We start from the raw sequence: 18,672 nt of genomic DNA, 5'->3' as shown, positions 1-18,672 counted from the left end.
TCCCAAGGCTTGATTTGCCAAGGGATGTGTGTTTCTGCTTTAGCATAGACTTCCATAGATTTTTGTAAAATTAATGTTTAAGGCTATCGAGGGTAGGGAAAAGCGATGCGCCGCATGGTAAGTAAATGTTACCGATGCGACGCATTTTTTAATTTTATCAGTTGCTTGATATTGCGATAAACGAGGTTTACACACCTCTTACTTTTAACTTAGAACACCTCATTCGACGATTGCTACGCAAAACCCACATTTCCCTCAAGCGGAAAGCTTATATATGTTAAAAACAGCGGACTAAGTCCGCTGTTTTTAACAGAAAGCTCACTCGTGAGATTTCGTGATTAGCTAATTGCGCATTGTTTATCAGTCTGCGTTTACAAGATCGTTCATGGAGCAGGTCAGAGTCTTGTAGCTGTACAATCTCTGTACCTCGCCGCCGTTTACAGTGTAGTCAACGTATGCTCTTGCCATAATCTGTCTGGAGTATGCAGCTTCGGTTTCGGGTATGCCGTGGATAACAACGGTAAAGTCTGTTCTGTTTTCGTCGTTATAGTACATAGCATCGCTGCACTCTTCAACTACAACCATATCTTCAAGCTCTGTGCCTTCGAACATATCTGCAGTTACTTCAATGCCTTCTTCAACTACGTCTGCGGGAACAAGTACCATACCGTAACCCTGAACCTTGATTTCGTCGTCAAAGTTTTTGTAGCTCTTGGAGAGTGTCATCTTGAAGCGCATACCGAGATTCTGGTTACTGCCTGCTTCTCTAAGCTCGGTGCCGACTACATTGAGTGCGGGCTTGGCTTCAATATCCTTGATAGTATGTGTCTGCTCATTTACAGAGCGGAAGAATGAATCGTGGAGAGGAGAATATACGTAGGTGTGCATGGTCTTGCCGTCGTCCTCGAACAACATCATGAAGATAAGTCCCTCGTCTGCACCGAAAGCAGCTTCGTTAGCCTTATCGGAGCCGTAAGCATAGGTTACGCCGTCGGGATAGTTGAGTGCGTATGCGGAGCAGTCGGCAAGTATCTGTATAGCATCGCCGCCGAAGTCGTTGGCGGTGGGAGAATCCGGGTAGTCGCTGCCGCGGTTGTGGGGATGCTGCTTGGTTTCGGGGCCCTGAGTGTGTCCGCAGGTAACAATGGCTACGTTGGGATACTTGGTAACTATCTTGTCGTAAATATCCTGACCCTCGTTGGCATCGGCAAACTGTGCACTGGAGCTTGCGGTGGTAAGTGTACCGTCCATGTTGAGGTAACAGTGAGTAGCAATAATTGCATATCTGTCGGGATACTTGGTAAGCACCTCGCCTGCCCAATCCAGCACTTCATCACGGGGACCGAATTCCAGTGTGAGAATAATGTAATCCACTCCGCCGACGGTAAACAGGCTGTAAACGTTGGTAATATCCTTTTCGCCACGGAAGGTGCCGCCAAAAGTGTTCTTGGCATTACCGACACCGTTTTCGCCGTGGATGGAAACATACTCATCATACGGGAAAGCATAGCGGTACATGGAAGAATCACGGAATTCTGCACCTACACCGTGTGAAGTAGAAGGATAGTCATGATTTCCGAGAGGTATGGAGTAAGGTGCAACGCCGTCGATGTGAGCATGCGCTTCACGTACTACATCCCACTCGAAGTAGGTGTTGTTCTGAGTTGCGTCGCCCAGAAGTGATATATAACCGATATTGTATTTCTGCTGATTTTCTGCCATCCACTTGAACATTTCGGGCAGTCTGTTGTAATCGCGGGGAGCGATTGCAAAGTAGCTCTGGGTATCGCCGAACTGAATGATGGAGTAATCGCCCTGCATGCCTGCTTCCATCTTGTACCAGCCTGTACTCTTGAAGGTTGCGTTGTTTTCGTTTGCAGAGGAATCGAAGTATTCCAGCCATTTATAGCTTGCCGCATTCAGCATCCAGTTTGCCAAAAGTCCGTCGCTGTCGGTACGGGCTTCCATGTTAGCCTTGATTTCAGCTTCGGTGCGTATATCGCTCCAGAAGCGTACGTCATACAGGTGACCCGCGTACTTTTCACCGATAACGGGTGCGGTTGTAGAGAACGCAACTGCACTGCCGGTCTTATCAAGTACACCGTTGATGTACAGCTTGCCGTCTGCGGTGATTGCAACGTGTGTCCAGGTATCAGCTTCAAGTACAGTATTTGCAACCAGAGAACCAACGGTAAGCTTACCGTCAACCAGTTTGACTACGATGGGACCGTTCTTAAGAATGTTCATTTCGCCGATTAAAAGACTGCTTTCAGCCATCATTTGGAATTCAAGAGTCTGAGGAACAGCGGAGAAGTCATTCTGAGCAGTGATGGTGTCATAGCCCAGGAAGCGGTGACCCTTGCTGGTTTCAACTTCATCAGCTTCATAGGGGTCAACTGCCAGCTTTGCAGTATAGGTAACGTCTGTGTAGTAGGTAGCTGTTCTGTCGCCGTAAGACAATGTAACCGTTATGTCAACCGAGCCGCCCTTGGTGGCAGTGGAAGCAACATATTCGCTGTAGGTAAGCTGTGCGAATCCAACGTCGGTGCCGGAAAGCTTTTGGGGAACGTAAGTTCCGTAGGTGTATGCCTTTGCATCAGCAAGAGTCTTGCTGTCTGCAGCTGCATAGCTGTGAGAGCCGTTGAATGCCGCCTTTGCATCGGTAAGTGCGGTGGGAATTGCATCAAAGTTGTAAGCATCAGCTGCGGTATCGTCTGCGAAGAAGCCAAGTGCAACAATCTGTGCGTCTGCATCCTCGAAGGTGAACTCAACAGTGTCGATTGCATCGGTAACTGTGCTGATGTCAAAGTATCCGTCGGCATCCGCATTAACAGTAACTGTACCGTTGATAAGTGCGGTAACGCTTCCTGTGTAGGTTGCGTCAAGTGCCATAACAGCGTAAGCCTCGGAAACGTTGGGATTATCTGCACCTACTTCCAAGGTGAAGCTGTTGCCTGTAAGCTTCATAGACTTATAGTCATATTCAGCCTTTGCGCCCTTGATGGTTTCTATAAATGCAGGGTTGGTAAATCTGTATACAACTGCGCTGTTGTCAGCGTCCTTACCAATGGTAAGAGTAATTTTGTCAGTGGTGTAAACAGTTTCGCCGTCAAGAGTTACCTTTGCGGTGAATACGTAGCTTCCGTCGGTTTCGCCAAGTACAGGTGCGGTGTAGCCTGCGGTGATTACGGCTACTGTTGCATCCTTGTGAGAAAGCTTATCCTCAATGATAGCCTTCGCCTTAGCTTCGGCTATTGCCTGAGTGTTACCGTCGTAGTAGGATACGATGTCGGCGGTGTAATTCTTGAGTTCAACAGTGGTATCGCTGATTGCGTCCTCAAGTGCTTCCATGTTCTGAACATAGTTTCTCGCATCCGCCATGGAGGGGAAGAATGCGATGTATTCAACTTCCGCGCCACGCTTTGCAAAGATACGGTTGCCGAGATTAAACGTAAAGCTCTTCGCCGTTCCTTTGAACGCAGGTGCGGCAGGATGAGGATACAGAGGAGTTGAGGTAAGCTCTTCAAGCTTATTTGTAGCAAGGTTGTAGCTGAACGTCCAGGGTGTCACATTATCACGGATGGAGGCATCGTACAGAGTATAATACCATTCGTCCGCATACCAGCCTATGCCGATATAGTTAACAGTTCCGGTTGTTCCCTCCTGAGTGTTAAAGGTGAAGGAAGCAGGGGAGGTATCGCCCAAACGCTTATGCTTCATAAGTATGAAGGAATAGTTTTCCAGGTCAAAGGGAGCGATTCCCAGCTTCTGAATATCAACCGTCACATTGAACTGTGAACTGTGTCTGGGATCGGTGAGGTCAATCTTGAGAAGGTTGTCCTCAACCGTTGTTTTGTTTACGGTGGGAACAGACAGCTTGGAAACAATCGCGGGGTCATTGAAGCGGACCATAATGTAATCGTCCGGCTTTTTACCAACGCCGACACGTACATTTTCTACGACTTTTCTCTGATAACCGCTTTCCAGAGCAACGTCGAATACATATTCGCCGTTGGTGGTTGCGGTAGGAGCTACATAGCTCTTTATATCAGCAACGGCGCCAACGCCGAGATAAGAATCTACCCACGCTGCAAGACCGTTGGCTGCAGTAACCGTCTGTGTCTTGACACCGGCATAATCAAAGCTGCCGTCGGGCTTATAGGTTGCTCTTTCGTCGCCGATTTCGGTTCTTTCCATGGCAACCTTACCCCAGTTAATTACAATATCCTGAGGATTACTGTTTTTGAGTGCCTGTTCAGCTTCGGTGAATCTTCTCTGTGTGTCGGTAACGGAGTCGAAATTCTTTGCCTCGTCGAAGGAAGCGAAGAATGCCACGTATGCAACCTCTGCTTCACGGGGAAGATTTGCCTCACGTGCTAAGTTGAGACGTATCTGGGTATAATTGGTGTTGGGAGTTCTCTTTACATTTTCACAACCCTCTTTATCGTACTCGTAACGGGGGCTGGAGAATTTGTAACCGGTGTACTCGGTTTCGCCCTTGGTAATATTTCTTACCCAGAAACCGTTTGCTTTGCCTTTTTCCGTTGCAGGCACATAGGAGGTATCCATGATAAGCTCTATTTCATCGCCGTCCTCAAAGCTGCCGCCGTAGGGACGGAAGCCGAGGCAGGGAATCTGAGCGTTGGCTATGGCAGGATTGGTGGAGTCAGTCATCCAGAAGAAGAACTGTGCATAAACGGTTGCAGGGTCAACAGGATTGCCGTTGGCATCCTGACTGATACCGCTTATCTTATATCTCATCTTAAGGTAAGGAAGCTGTGTGGCGCTGAAGCGATCGGCAGTGCCGGGGAATCGGGTCAGCAGGAAGAAGCCGTCGTCATTTTCGGCATTATTTACGGTCATCTTGATTACGCCGTCTTCCAGAGTGAGAGCGGCATTATCGCCGGTGATTGTGTCAAGCACCGTATAAGAATCCAGATATACAATAGTGGGCTCGGGAAGCTTAGCCATCGTTACGGTAACAGTAACAGTGTACTCTTCTTTTCTTTCACCGCCGAACCATACGTCAACCGCATAAGTACCTGTGCTTGCAGAAGAAGGCGCAGTAAATCTTGCGTTTGCAGTATCAATATTGTAGTTGGTTGCAAATACGAGGGTCTTGAGGTGTTCCTCAACCAGCTCCTGAGCCTGAGATTGAGTTATAACACCTTCGGAAGCGGTGAGAGTGTTTGCCTTGGAAAGTGTTTCAACGTCGTAGGTTGCATTTTCCGGAAGTGCCTGAGGATACATCTTAGCCTCATCCTCGGAAGCGAAGAATGCTATGTATTCATAGTCTATCGTACGGTTCTGAGTGCCATAACGGCTCAATCGGATTCTAACAGGATTATTGTCTGTAACCTTTAATTGATCCCATATAGAATTAGCAGGACTCTTTTGAAAGGTTCCGTATACGGGAGCAACAGCACCATCTTTATAGAATGCAATCTGCTTAGTAGTTTCATCGCGTAAATCGATTATCATCTCTTCCCAATATGGATTGTCATAATCGGAAACAGGGTATATCATATAATAAGAAGAATAGTTAGGACCGTACATGGTTATTGCCTCAGTTGCAGCTTTTCCGTCGACACCGGTAAGATTTGCAGGGACCTTACGTCTATAAGACATTTTTACATAAGGATAATCTTGGAAATTAAACTTCTTATTAGTGTTTTCGTAGAACTTGGAATATTCAAGGTCAACATCGGAAGTACCGTTACCGGGAGAAACGCTCATAAAGGAACGGTCGCCTTCGGTCACGAAAGTTGCACCACTTACGCTTGCTGCGGTAACCTGTTCCTGAGAATCAAATCTCATAACAACAGGAGCGGGCTTTTCCTCAAGGTTCATGGTAACACTTGTAGAAATAAGAGAGCACTTGAAGGGCTCGTTACCTACGAGAACCTGTGCATCGAGAGTATACGTACCCTTGCCGGTAGGAGATGCACGGGTGTATTTAGCATTTGCAATGGCAAAATCAACGATGCTGTAATCAGACTTAAGCTCTTCAACAGCGCTTGCGGTCAGCTCGTTAATCATGGTAAGTGCGGTCTGAGCGGCAATATCTTCCTTTTCAGCCTGGCTGAACTTGATGGAGAATTTACCGTCCACTTCAGCCTTTTCAATAGCATCGATAATAGGCTGAGCCGCGTCGTCATCAGGCATTTCACCTGCATATGCCTGAGCCACTTCCAGTGTGGGGAAGAAACCTATGTATTCAACATAAACAGGCTTGCCCACATTGTACTCACCGTTTGTAATGTCAAAGCGAAGAGCAGTCAGTTTTCCTTTATACGGCTTATCAAAGCCACTCGCGGGAGTGAGTTTGGTGGTATCGACAATTGTCTTGGTAAAGCCGCTCTTGCAGGCGGTTGCAATACCGGTGTATGCAGTGGAGAAACCGTAGGTGGTACTGGTATCGTAAATGTCGGTACCCATATATACGTCAAGATTGTTGTAATCATGCTGAGGGTAGCTTGCGCTTACTACGATGTAGGGATATGCCTGAACGTAAAAATCATTTACGTAGTTTGCAGCCAGAGTGAGCATACCGTCGTAGTTGGGGGTGGGCGAAGCACCGTCAAATTTGAGCGCAGTCTTGCCGTCGATATTTACAATTTCCTTGCCGGTAGCGGAGAAGTATTGCAGGTCCTTATCACTGTTGAATTTGAAAACAACAGGCTCGGTTGGATAACCGACCGTAACAACAGCAACACAGCTAAGTGCTTCGTCACCGTTTACAACTACCTTGTAGTAGCTTGTGCCGACTGTTTCACTGCCGGCTACGGTATAGGACGCACCATCGGCACCGACAATTTCAACGGGATTTGTTCCCTCTGTATCGGTGCAGGTGTACCATTTGTATGTCTCGGCGATCACGCCGTCCTTAAGCTCCGCAGTGAGAGTTACACCTTCGCCGATACCTACCGAAACGTCGGGCAGGAATACATCTGTCTGGGGCTTAGCCGCCAGAGTCATGGTGAATTCCTTTTCAACGATGGTACGGCGGAATGTCTTATCACCCACAACCAGCTTTACGCAGAAGGTGTATTCGCCTTCCTCGGTACTTACGTCAGAGGGCTTGTACTCACCGCCGTTAAAGGTAAGAACGGTGGTAGCGTCAATACCGTCGATAATATCTGCGGTAAGAGTCTCAACCAGCTCTTGGGCATAAGCCTCCACGGTCGCTTTGTCGGAGGCGGTACCATAGGGCATGGAAAGCGCACCCTCTTCTTCGAGAGCCGCAAAAATGCTTGCTGCATCGTCGTCATGAGGCATTTCGCCTGCATAATTAAGCGCCATATCTTTTGTGGGGAAAAAGCCTACATATTCAATGTAGCAGGGCATGCCGGTGTTATTGTTGGAAAAGTCGACACGCAGCTTTTGGTCTCTCAGCATACCCTTCCAGGCGGAACCGCCGTCGGCAGAAACATTTCCGCTGTTTTTAATTACTCCGTCAACATAGCATTCGTATTTATTGTTGAGTACGTCCAGAACAATAGTGGCAAAGCCCTGGTTGCAGGGTACGCCGCTATCCATGGAGAAGCCGGCAGTAATATTGTACTGATTGGGCTCAAAGCGGTCAGAGTTAATATAAACCTGTATGCTGTTCCATGTGTAATCGGGATAGCTTGCCTTGATTACAACATAGGGGTAGCCCTGAAGATAAATGTCATCAACAGAGGCGGTGAAATTGGTAATACCGTCACTTGCGGGAACGTAAGTAAAAACGTCCTTGCCGTCAATGTTGGCGATAGCTCTGCCGGAGCCGGAAATGCTCCATTTTGCAAGGTCAGCCTCGTTATTGCACATAAGTACAACAGGCTCGGTAGGCATAGTCGCAGTAACGGTTGCGACATCGGATTCGTCACCTGCCACTACCTTGTAGTATGTCTTACCTGCCACATCAAGATAATTTGTGGTATACACGGAACTTGTCGCGCCCTCAATGATAACAGAGTTTGTTCCCTCTGCGTCATCGCAGGTATACCACCGGTAAGATTCTGCTTCGCTGCCGGTTGCCTTCAGGGTGACCTGAGGTCCTACCTGAGAGGTAACATCCTCAACGCTTACTGCCGCAGAGCAAAGGCTCATAAGGCACAGCGCCAGCAATGAAACAATCAAAAGTGTGCGAAGTGTTTTAGTTTTCTTCATTGTTTTTTCCTTTCCTGAAAAAATTTTTTTATTTCCAAGTTCATTATAGCATAGCGACAGAAACAGTACAATGGATATTTTAGACTAAAATATATACAAAACCGACTTTTTTTACATTCAGCCTATTGACAAAATGAAGTTTTTGTGTTAGTATTCAAATCATAATAATGTACGAAAGGCAGAGAAACTGTATGAATTATATCGGTGGCTACTGTTCATCCAAACCGACTATTAATTGTCATTTTCATTCCCATACCGTGTGGGAATTTATCTATCAGGAAAAAGGACACACAAATATTACAATCGGCGATAAGGTTTGGAAGTTGGACGAGGGAATGCTTTTGGTGTTACCGCCTGATACAGTACATAATGCCGAATCGGATGTCCTGTTTGTTTATTTGCATTTCCAAATTAAAAAATGCGATTTTCCGGCTCATCCCTTCACAGTCAGGGATACGGACGGAAACCTCAGAAAGCTTTTTTATATGTTGGTATCCATGGATTCCGAGAATGCGCCAATCAAAGAAGCATTGCGAGAAAAAATCGCGGATCTTATCTGTCTTTATATCCAACAAGCAGTAAGCGACAGTAATTTTCCCGAATTTATTTTGAAGTTCAAAACGGTGTTGACGGAAAATTTGGGTAATAACGATTTCAAGCCAAGCGATTATATTACCGCATCGGGCTATAATCCGGATTATTTCCGCAGAATATTTAAAAAATATACCTCTTTTTCTCCGGTTGAATATCTTAACCGTATGCGGATAAACAGAGCAAAGGAGCTAATCCGCCTTGACAGATACCTCAGCATGGCGGAGATAGCCGATCAATGCGGATTTTGCAACAGCTTTTATTTTTCAAAAGTATTCAAAAAGCAAGAAAAAATTTCACCGCGCGAATATAAAAAGCTCTTTGAATGACGTGCATAATCGTTTAATTGAATTTTATAATAACCCGAGTATTTGGCTTTTGACAACGCCCGTCTGTTATGGTTGCATAACTATCAATATCAATTAAACACGCTCGCCTAAAAGCAGAAGTATATATACTAATGTGAACATCGACTTGAACTCCTTCCGCATGATTTATTGTGATTTAACAAAAATCGCGCAGAAACAACGCTAAAATCGCGTAGATTTTGCGTGAAAAAACCTTGTAAAACAAGGCGAAAAACGTTATCGCGCGTTTTCTGAGATTAATAAAGACAAAAATACACAGCTTATGGCTTTACTTGCCGTAAGCTGTGTATACCTGTTTCAGCCTCAATTTTCATAGATTTTGGTGAAATTATTATCCAAGGGTATCGAAGCTAAGAAAAAGTGATGCGCCGCATGGCAAGTAAAGCTTGCTTGTGCGACGCATTTTTTGATTTTATCAATTACTTGATATTGAGTTATGGAGGCGAGGAGAATTGAACTCCTGTCCGAAATCCTATTCACAAAACTTTCTCCGGGTGCAGTCATTGTTTTAAATTCCGTAACCGGGACGTCCGATGACAGACTTCACGGTGCGTAGCTTCATTAAATCATGACCGAGGGCAAAGCTTAACTCAGTTCACGTTCATCGCTAAGTGACGCCCTTATCCGAGCCGCGATACTCTCGGGAAGGACGGCTGCCTGTAATTAGGCAGCAGCTAACTGTGTTCTATTAGCGTTTAATTTTAAGTTTGCAGTTTTGAAGAGTTCCTGCCACTCTACCCGCTTATCTTGCTTCAAAAACCCCGTCGAAACCGTTGCGCCCCCACGAAATTTGAAACAAGTAAATTATATATTATTATTATTGCACTGATATTTTTAATTTATTAAAAAATTGATAATATTTATGTTTTTGATTTTATTGCAATGTACTGTAATATGTGTTATAATATGTTGTATTTTGAGGGGAGCGGGTGAAACCATGAGCATTTTTGTGCCAAATCATTATAATGAATTCAGATGTATAGCCGGTGACTGCAAGCACAACTGCTGCATAGGCTGGGAAATAGATATAGACTACCAAACTCTTCAAAAATATAAATGTTCGGAAGACGATATAGGGGAACGTATACGTAAAAACATTTCATGCTGTGGCGATGCTTACTGTTTTACTCTTGATGCGAATGAACGTTGTCCCATGCTGAATGAAAATGGATTGTGTGATATAATTATAGAGCTTGGTGAAGATGCGCTTTGCGAAATTTGCACCGAGCATCCCAGATTCAGAAATGATTTTACGCATTTTACTGAAAAGGGGATAGGCTTGTGCTGTGAGCAGGCAGCGCGTATCGTGCTCACTCATACCGATGCGTTTTCATTAATTTGCTCGGATGGGAGCTTCCTGCCACGGCTGACAGACCATGAAAAAATCATTTTTGAGCTACGTGAAAGCTCGTTTGCCATATTGCGTGACCGAAGCAAAAGCGTAAAACAGCGTTTTGAATTACTTGCTGAAGAATACGGCTTTTCACTGAGTGAAATGCGGCTTGAAAAAATACGTCCTTTGTTTCTTTCACTGGAAAGGTTGGATGAACGATGGACACATATTCTTAACAGTGCCGAGGAAGACCATTCGTTTTTGGAAAATGATACTTTTGCTATCGCGTTTGAACAGCTTGCCTGCTATTTTATTTACCGCCACTTCATGGCGGCTGTTTTTGACGGTGATTCACTTTCAAAGGTTCGGTTTTGTCTCGCCGGGTGCATTCTTATAGCTTGTATATGTGCAGGTCAGGTTCGCGAAAATGGTAAAATTTCAATTGACGATATTATTGAATATGTGCGCATGTTCTCGTGTGAGACCGAGTATTCCGAGGAAAATATGCAAGCACTGTTTGAACTAATATAACAAAACGCAACCGATTTATTCGGTTGCGTTTTTATATAACCATATAGTATAGTCATGTGAAGCCTGCTCTGCCAGATAAGAGGTGGCAAAAGCCGAAGCGTCAACCGCATTCATAAATACTTTAGGATTCATAAACTCATCGAAAAGCCACATTGTGTAGTTGTACGACGGGATTTCTGCGATGTATCCCGGGGTAAAAGCGACAGAACTGTCAATGGGATGAGCGTTGGCTTTCAACTCATTGAAGGTCCACAACGTGTAGTCATATGCAGGAGCATCGGCAGTGTACGTTGTATTGAAAGTGACAGTGTTTACCGCGTTTTCAAACGGTGTTGCTTTTGCTGTTTTGTATAACCACATGGTATAATCGTACGCCGCATCATCGGCAATATACGACGTTTCGAAAGGCACATAGGTCAGCGCATTTGAAAATCTCTGGACTGGATTATAGAACCGCCATACAGTATAATCATATGACGCTTTTTCAGCGGCATAAGTTGGAGTAAATGTGCTTGAATAGAGCGATTCGGAAAATGCGCATGGCGGATTATTGTATGTCCACATGGTATAATCATATGCTGCTTTATCAGCAAAATACGTTGGCGCGAATGGTGCATATTTCAGCGCGTTTGAAAATCTGGAAACGGGATTGTAATACAGCCATATGGTATAATCATAAGACGCTTGCTCTGCAATGTAAGTGGGAGATGCGTTGATACTGTTTGCATAATCAACAATATTTGTGTATGTGGCATTGGTTTCGGGGACAGTATCATCCGGCAGGGGAGTTTCGTTATCTCGGATGGGCGTATCTGTTTTAAGCTTATTGAAAATAAACCAACCGCTTTCGTTATCATACAATGTGAGGACACCGCCGGAGCAACGTGAAATCTCATCAAACACCATTGGCACGACGAACTCACCGTTTTCATCTACAATACCCTTGGATCCGTCTTTGTATCCGATAACACCCAGACCTTCAATAAATGGTGTGGCATATGTGTATACAGGCTGGCATATCCATTCCCCCAGATAATTGAAATATCCGTATTTTCCGTTTTTGGAGAGTAGAAAAACACCGTCAAAATATGATTCGATTTTATAATCACGCGGGATGAAAAATTCCTTGTTGCCGGGCGTTATTACATATTCGCGTTCGTAGGTTTTAACGCCCAACCAGTTGAATTTCAGCTCTCTCACGCGCATCAAGCCATGCTCAAAGGAATAAAAACCCAGATTTTCAATTCCGTTGTGCTCGGGGGCATAGAAGGTGTGATCGGTGAAACGTGTATATCCGTTTACGTTGTGAAAGGACATGCGACCGTTTTTGTTTTGCACAACACCAAATCCCTGTGAAAACTGATAAGCATAATTGTAAATTTCTGATACGATTTGGCGTCCGTCCGTGTGTCTGAAGCCCCATGTACCGGGTGAACCTGAATTTGCACGATAAACATTCTCTTTTGGAGCATTAAAATATGAGGGTGAATCGAAGGAAACACCGTACACATCGAGCGACGGATTATAATTTGAGGGGAGAAAAGCACTTTGCTCGGCAGAATAGTAAAAATAGTTTCCATGAAGACTGAACACGGGGTTTCCGCTTTCATCTCTCGCGGAGAGAAGAATGGTTTCGGGAGGCATATTACAGATGAATCTACCGTTAGAATTGAGTAATGTGAAGGAAAGGTCTTCGTTCTGCATTACAATAAAACCCATTCTCGCGTGCAGTGCAGGGCGTTTTTCGGTGTGAGTTATTACTCCTCCGTCACTCAGCGGGATTTGCCTTGTTATATTGCTTAATGAAAAATATTTCGGAAGTACAGTGTCGGTATCAACTTTCGCAAGAGTGAACGAAGCTTTGCTGTACGGTAAGTCAGAAATATAATAACCTGAATCGACAGCTTCGTCCAACTTCATGGCATTTTTGATAAAATCCGACGAAGTAGGCTGAGGTACGACAGTATCAGCGGTATCATTTTCGGGCGCGATGGGTGTCATTAAATCGGGAGCAATAACAGAAGGTATATCCAATTTGTCAGAAGAGGTAAAGCTCTCCGAGTAATCGTACAGTTTTACAGAGTCAAAAAAACCAAACCGGTTATTAACAAAAAGCACAAGAGCAAAGCCGAACAGCGCAGAAATAACAACGCAGATCAGCTTTGCTAAAATACTTTTTATGAATGAAAATAATCCAAAATGACTTTTATCAGAAAACATACTATACACCGTTTGTGAAGCAGTTGGTTTATTATTTTGTTATTTCAGTATTTCATGCCTTATCAACCGTTCATTAATTCCAGGGCTACCCAGTCCTCGTCCTCGTAACGCTTAAGTAATGTGAAGCCTGCGTTTTGCAGTTCGGTAAGAACTTCATCTGCACGCGGACCAATTATGCCGGAAGCCACCAGAACGCCGTTTCTCTTGAGAAGAGTTTTGAACAGGGGAGCCATAGCGATTATAACTCCTGCCACAATGTTCGCGGCAATTAGGTCGTATTTCATATTAATACGGCTATCCGGTGTCGTATCGGAAAGGACATCGGCACAAAGAACGGTGTAGTCCGTTGAGCTGAAGGAGGGCGCATTAATGTCAAGATTTTCTTTGGCGATTCTGGCAGAGTTTTCGTCAATGTCAACCGCAACAACTTTTTTTGCGCCTAAAACCATTGCACCGATGGAGAGAATACCGCTTCCTGTTCCCATATCCAGCATTACGGTTTCATTTGTTATATGCTTTTCAAGAACACTGAGACAAAGGCGGGTTGTTGCGTGAGTACCCGTGCCGAAAGAAGAACCGGGATCAAGTTCGATTATCTGTCTGCCCCTCTTCATTTTATCATCCAGACTTTCCCACGAGGGCTTGATCACAAGCTTTTCACCGACAGTGAAGGGTTTAAAATATTTTTTCCAGTTGTTTTCCCAATCTTCTTCTTTTATGCCGTTCAGTGTGAATTCAAGCTGTGCGTATTGCGGGAGTTGCTTATAAGAGAAAAGCTCTTTTTTCAGCTGTTCCAGCATTTCATGACCTTGCGTGTTTTCCGGGAAGTAAACTGTTATTATCGGGTTTTGTCCTTTTTTATCAAAGAGAGAGTCCTCGACATAATCATAGAAAAGTCTGGTGTCGTCAAGAACCTCCTCGAAATCTTCAAAGTCATCAACTGCAAAATTCTTGATACCGGCAGCAATCAGAACGTTTGAAAAGAACTCTGTAGTCTTTTGAGGAATGGTAATTTTAAACTCTATCCAGTTCATATGGCAGTCCTTTCGTGAAATCGGCGTTGAATAAACAGCTATACACTTCTTCGGGACTGCCGAAAGCTTTATACTTACGGCAGTCCCGTCGGAAACAATATAAGTTGTTTTTTGCTTAATAGATGTACTTGCTCAAGTCAGAGGGAAGATCTTCGGGAGCGATAGAGCAGGTAGTGACAAGATTTACCTCAGCCTTTGCGGTGAGTTTGTCAAGTTTTTCGACGAAGGTTTTGAAAGCATCAATATCGTTGTTGCAGATTTTCAATGAAGAATCAATGAAAAGATCTTTAATGTCATAGTTGGTAGCCATGATACCACAAACCAAACCGTAAAGCTTTTCGGCGCCGGCTATATCGTATTCCTCCGTGTCAATAAGACGAATCTGGTGTTTAACGTCAAAAATGAGCTTGTTACCTTTTTCGATGCAAGCTACGTGACCGGGAGATGTTTCAACAGCTTTGTTTGCGAGTTCGATAAGAGTTTTGGTTTTTCCGGTTCCTTTGAGACCTATTATCAATCTTACCATGTTGCTGTTCCTTTCCGCCCTTTCGGGACTTTGAAGAATTTATTTAAATGGAAAATTTACTTTGTGAGTATATAATACTATATTTTGAATCCTTTTGCAAGAGGAAAATTGTAAATATATTATAGATTTTTCAAATTTTTGGAAAATTATTTATTCAAAAGCGCCAGTTTTTCTTCGAGTTCCAACTTTCTTTGGGCGTTTGCACCGTTTTTGTCCGGCTTTGAAAGCAGAGCAAACATATTTTTCTTGTAAGCTTCCACACCGGGCTGGTCGAAGGGGTTTACTCCGAGGATGTAACCGGATATGCCGCATGCCTTCTCAAAGAAATAAACGAAGTAACCAAAGTTTTCTTCATCAAGAGCATCCAATTCCAGGACTACATTGGGAACACCACCCTCTGTATGAGCTAAAATTGTGCCGAGAAAAGCAGTTCTGTTAATTTCGTGAATTGTTTTGCCGGAAAGAAAATTCAGACCGTCAGTGTTCTTTTCGTCGAAAGGAACACAAATATCAGAACGAGAATTTTTAACATCTATAACGGTTTCGAAAATATTACGGCGTCCTTCCTGAACGTACTGGCCGAGAGAGTGAAGGTCGGTGGAATAGATAACCGAAGCAGGGAAGAGACCTTTGTTGTCTTTTCCTTCACTTTCACCGTAAAGCTGTTTGAGCCACTCGGAAGTGTAAAGCATATCCGGCTTGTAGGATGCATAAAGTTCAAGAGTTTTACCCTTTGAAAGCATTATATTACGGATAGCCGCATATTTGTAGCAGTCATTTTTTTCGATATCACACTCCGCGAAATCCGCGCGCGCCTGAGCAGCACCTTTCATCATTTTGTCGATATCACATCCTGCGGCGGCAATGGTAAGCAGACCCACGGCAGTAAGGACACTGTAACGACCGCCGATGTTGTCGGGTACAACAAAGGTCTCGTAGCCTTCGTTCAGAGCCAGTGCTTTAAGCGCAGTGGCAGGATTTTTGTCGGTGGTAACAAAGATACGCTTTTTAGCCTCTGCTTCACCATATTTCTTTTCAACAATCTCCTTGAAAATTCTGAATGAAATAGCGGGCTCGGTAGTAGTGCCGGATTTTGAAATGACATTAATACAAACATCCTTGTCCTTGCACAGCTCAATGAGTGATGCAAGAGAATCAGGATCAATAGAATTGCCCGAGAAATACACGTCGGGAGTCTTTTTTGCCATTGCGTTATATGATGCGCCTTTTACAAATTCAATGGCAGCACGCGCCCCAAGATAAGAACCTCCGATACCGATGACAATAAGAACATCGCACATTCTTTGAATATCCGCGGCGGCCTTTTTAATTCTGTCAAACTCGTCTCTGTCATAGTTTACGGGCAAATCCAACCAACCTGTCCAGTCGTTAGGGGAGTGGAGAGTGTTGTGAGCCGCTTCGACAAGCGGCTTCATGGAGTTATATTCATTTTCACCTATAAAGCTTTTTAAAAATTTGGTTTCAAGTTTTATCGACATGTTTTGTCCTTTCGATTAAAAGTAGATATCTGTATTTAGTATAACGTCTATTTGAATTTGTAATCATGCTTTCGCAGTGCCAAGTAAATCAAGATGTCTTGAAATGTGGTTGTAGAGAGCTTCTTTGTATTCCGCAGCGTGAACTCTCCATGCTTTGTAAAGCAAATCACGGAACTTGAAAGAACCGTCAGAATTCTTTTCACTCAGTATAAGACCATAGGTAATATGTATGAGCTGACGTGCATCGTTCATGGTAAACAGGCTGGGGAGTTCAGCATCTGTAAGAGTATCAAGCGCGGGAATTTTGTTTATATCGGTCGTAACGTGGTAGTACTTGGTTGCTTCGCTGAAATTGGCAAGTGCAAAAGCATGTATTTCGCGGTAAAGAGCGGGTTCTGTCTGAGCAATGACTTTCATGGCTTCCAGCCAGTTTGTTCCTGCGGTTTTAACATGGAAGTTTCCGTTGGTATATTTACCGATTATAGGGAATACAGAGAATTTGTCAGATCCGGAATGAACACTGATCTTGTAGCCGAAGTGGCGCGCAATGGTACAGTGAAGCTTCATTTCTTCCTCGAACTGTCCTATATTTCCGATGTAATCGATACCCTTCTGAAATTCACCGCAGAAACGCGGAGCAACTGTTGTAACCTTGACACCGCGTCGGATTAATTCGTTTGCAGCATAGAAATGCTGAAGTGGAGTGGTGGGAGTTTCGGTTTCATCGATTGAGACCTCAAAATCAACTTTGTCAGTGATATATTTATTGAACATATCGCATGCAAAGTCAATGGCCTTGTGGTATATGAGGTAAGTCTGAGCAAGCGTGGTTTTATCAAAGGTGAGAACAAGTCCTTCACCAACGTCAAAATTCTTTTCGAGGTACAGCTGTGCGATTTCGGCGGGGATTTCTGTTTTATCAAGCTCATCCTTTGAAAGTTTTGCGGCAGAGTTTGAAATGTGTTCGCTGCAGTCCAAGGTTATCATTGTAAATCCGAGGCCGAGTGCGTATTCAATGTCCTCCGGTGTTTTGAGATGGTCACCATCCGCACCGAAGGGCTTTTTAAAGCCGTTTTTAAACACAGAAAAACTTGCACAGTCGAGAACATTTTCATATGTCCTTCCCGTGAGATTGAGTTCACGTATTGACTGCTGAACAAGCACGGGATATGCGTTGTAATTTTCAAAAACACTGATGTGTCCGTCAGTTGCAAGACCGAGTCTGTCGCCCACACCGAAGGAACAATTTTCTCTGAGGACGGGTTTGGGACAAGTGAAATCAAAAAGTTCACGTAAGATTACGGCATTTTCGTGAGTGAGCGGGCTGAGAGTAAACTCACCGCATTTTTCGCCTGAGAATTTTTCTATTCCGTTATCCAGCAGATAGTCATTGTTGTCATCGCTGACCATGCATATGGTATGTCCGTCAATCATGTTAACGGATGCTTCGTATAGTTTGAGTTTTTTCTGCGCCAGAAATTCGTTGATATTCATATTTTTCTCCTGTGATTGCATAAATAAATTTTCATGAATATATTTTATCATGTTTATACGCAATTGTCAAGCAAATAATGGGAATAATTTTCTTTTTTGGTATTGATTATTGTACGATTTTGTGGTAAAATAACAATAATATGTCTGAAAGGATAATGATATGACAAAAATAAACATAAGAGGCGTGCTTTTCGATAATGTCGATATGTGTGAAGCCATGGAAAAAGCCGTTGAATTCATCAATGCACCTACCGCTTCCGTCATTTTTACGCCTAATTCTGAAATTGTACAGTTTTGTGTTGAGGATGCAGATATGCTGAGTGTCATAAACTCTGCTGATATGATAATTCCGGATGGCGCAGGGGTTGTTTTGGCTTCAAGGATTCTTAAAACACCTCTTAAGGGTAAGGTCGCAGGATGCGAGCTTGCCGAAAAAATTGTTGAGTATTGCGCGGCAAACGGTAAAAAGATGTTCTTCCTGGGGTCTAAGCCTGAGTATACCGACGAAAACGGGAATGTAGTCATTTCGACCGCGGAACAGGCGGCAATTAATCTTGCCAATAAGTATCCGGGACTTGATGTTTGCGGAACGGCAGACGGCTACTTCAAGGATGAGGAAAGCGGAAAAATTATAGAACTTATAAATAGATCGGGTGCCGATGTTGTTTTTGTATGCCTTGGCTGTCCGCGACAGGAAAAATGGATTCATGAGCACAAAAATGACACAACCGCAAAACTGCTTATTGGTTTGGGCGGAAGTCTTGATGTGTATGCGGGACGTGTGAACCGTGCGCCTGACTTTTTTGTTAAGAATAATCTCGAATGGTTTTACCGCCTTGTCAAACAACCGCAGAGACTTGGAAGAATGATGAAAATACCGAAGTTTTTGTTACAAACAATGATAAGAAAGAATAATATCTGA

The 18,672-nt window shown here is 44.0% G+C and carries 9 protein-coding genes and 1 other RNA gene; 3 read left to right on the top strand and 7 right to left on the bottom strand.

Annotated features, from left to right (window positions below; translation table 11 throughout):
• Positions 1–360: 360 nt before the first annotated feature.
• The gene (locus E7588_02085; protein ID MBE6688048.1) at positions 361–8,154 is read right to left on the bottom strand and encodes a hypothetical protein; all 7,794 of its coding nucleotides are present in this window, start codon (positions 8,152–8,154) and stop codon (positions 361–363) included.
• Positions 8,155–8,321: 167 nt separating this feature from the next.
• Between E7588_02085 and E7588_02080 the strand changes: the two genes are divergently transcribed.
• The gene (locus E7588_02080; GenBank protein MBE6688047.1) at positions 8,322–9,074 is read left to right on the top strand and encodes a helix-turn-helix domain-containing protein; all 753 of its coding nucleotides are present in this window, start codon (positions 8,322–8,324) and stop codon (positions 9,072–9,074) included.
• A 473-nt stretch (positions 9,075–9,547) separates the two neighbouring features.
• On the opposite strand, the gene ssrA is transcribed toward E7588_02080, so the two are convergent.
• Positions 9,548–9,896: a transfer-messenger RNA gene (gene ssrA / locus E7588_02075) on the bottom strand.
• Positions 9,897–10,050: 154 nt separating this feature from the next.
• On the opposite strand from ssrA, the gene E7588_02070 reads away from it, so the two are divergent.
• Positions 10,051–10,977: a hypothetical protein gene (locus E7588_02070; protein ID MBE6688046.1), complete on the top strand. Its 927-nt coding sequence runs from the start codon at positions 10,051–10,053 to the stop codon at positions 10,975–10,977.
• A 15-nt stretch (positions 10,978–10,992) separates the two neighbouring features.
• Here E7588_02070 and E7588_02065 read toward each other — a convergent pair whose 3' ends face one another.
• From E7588_02065 to E7588_02045, 5 genes are all read right to left on the bottom strand, one after another.
• Entirely contained in the window at positions 10,993–13,197 is a 2,205-nt protein-coding gene (locus E7588_02065) for a hypothetical protein (GenBank protein ID MBE6688045.1), read from the bottom strand.
• A 62-nt stretch (positions 13,198–13,259) separates the two neighbouring features.
• A complete protein-coding gene (locus tag E7588_02060) occupies positions 13,260–14,231 on the bottom strand; it encodes a 50S ribosomal protein L11 methyltransferase (protein ID MBE6688044.1) in 972 nt (323 codons plus the stop codon).
• A 115-nt stretch (positions 14,232–14,346) separates the two neighbouring features.
• Positions 14,347–14,757: a hypothetical protein gene (locus tag E7588_02055; protein ID MBE6688043.1), complete on the bottom strand. Its 411-nt coding sequence runs from the start codon at positions 14,755–14,757 to the stop codon at positions 14,347–14,349.
• Positions 14,758–14,903: 146 nt separating this feature from the next.
• Entirely contained in the window at positions 14,904–16,256 is a 1,353-nt protein-coding gene (locus E7588_02050) for a glucose-6-phosphate isomerase (GenBank protein ID MBE6688042.1), read from the bottom strand.
• A gap of 63 nt (positions 16,257–16,319) precedes the next feature.
• Positions 16,320–17,690, bottom strand: coding sequence for a hypothetical protein (locus E7588_02045; protein ID MBE6688041.1), 1,371 nt, complete (start codon positions 17,688–17,690; stop codon positions 16,320–16,322).
• 220 nt (positions 17,691–17,910) lie between these two features.
• Between E7588_02045 and E7588_02040 the strand changes: the two genes are divergently transcribed.
• Complete coding sequence (locus E7588_02040) at positions 17,911–18,672, top strand: WecB/TagA/CpsF family glycosyltransferase (protein ID MBE6688040.1); 762 nt, start codon at positions 17,911–17,913, stop codon at positions 18,670–18,672.

The sequence above is a fragment of the Oscillospiraceae bacterium genome, assembly GCA_015065085.1.
In the GTDB taxonomy this organism is placed as follows: Bacteria; Bacillota; Clostridia; order Oscillospirales; family SIG627; genus SIG627.
The sequence above is the reverse complement of the archived record's forward strand: the minus strand, read 5'-3'. Positions and strand labels throughout refer to the sequence as shown.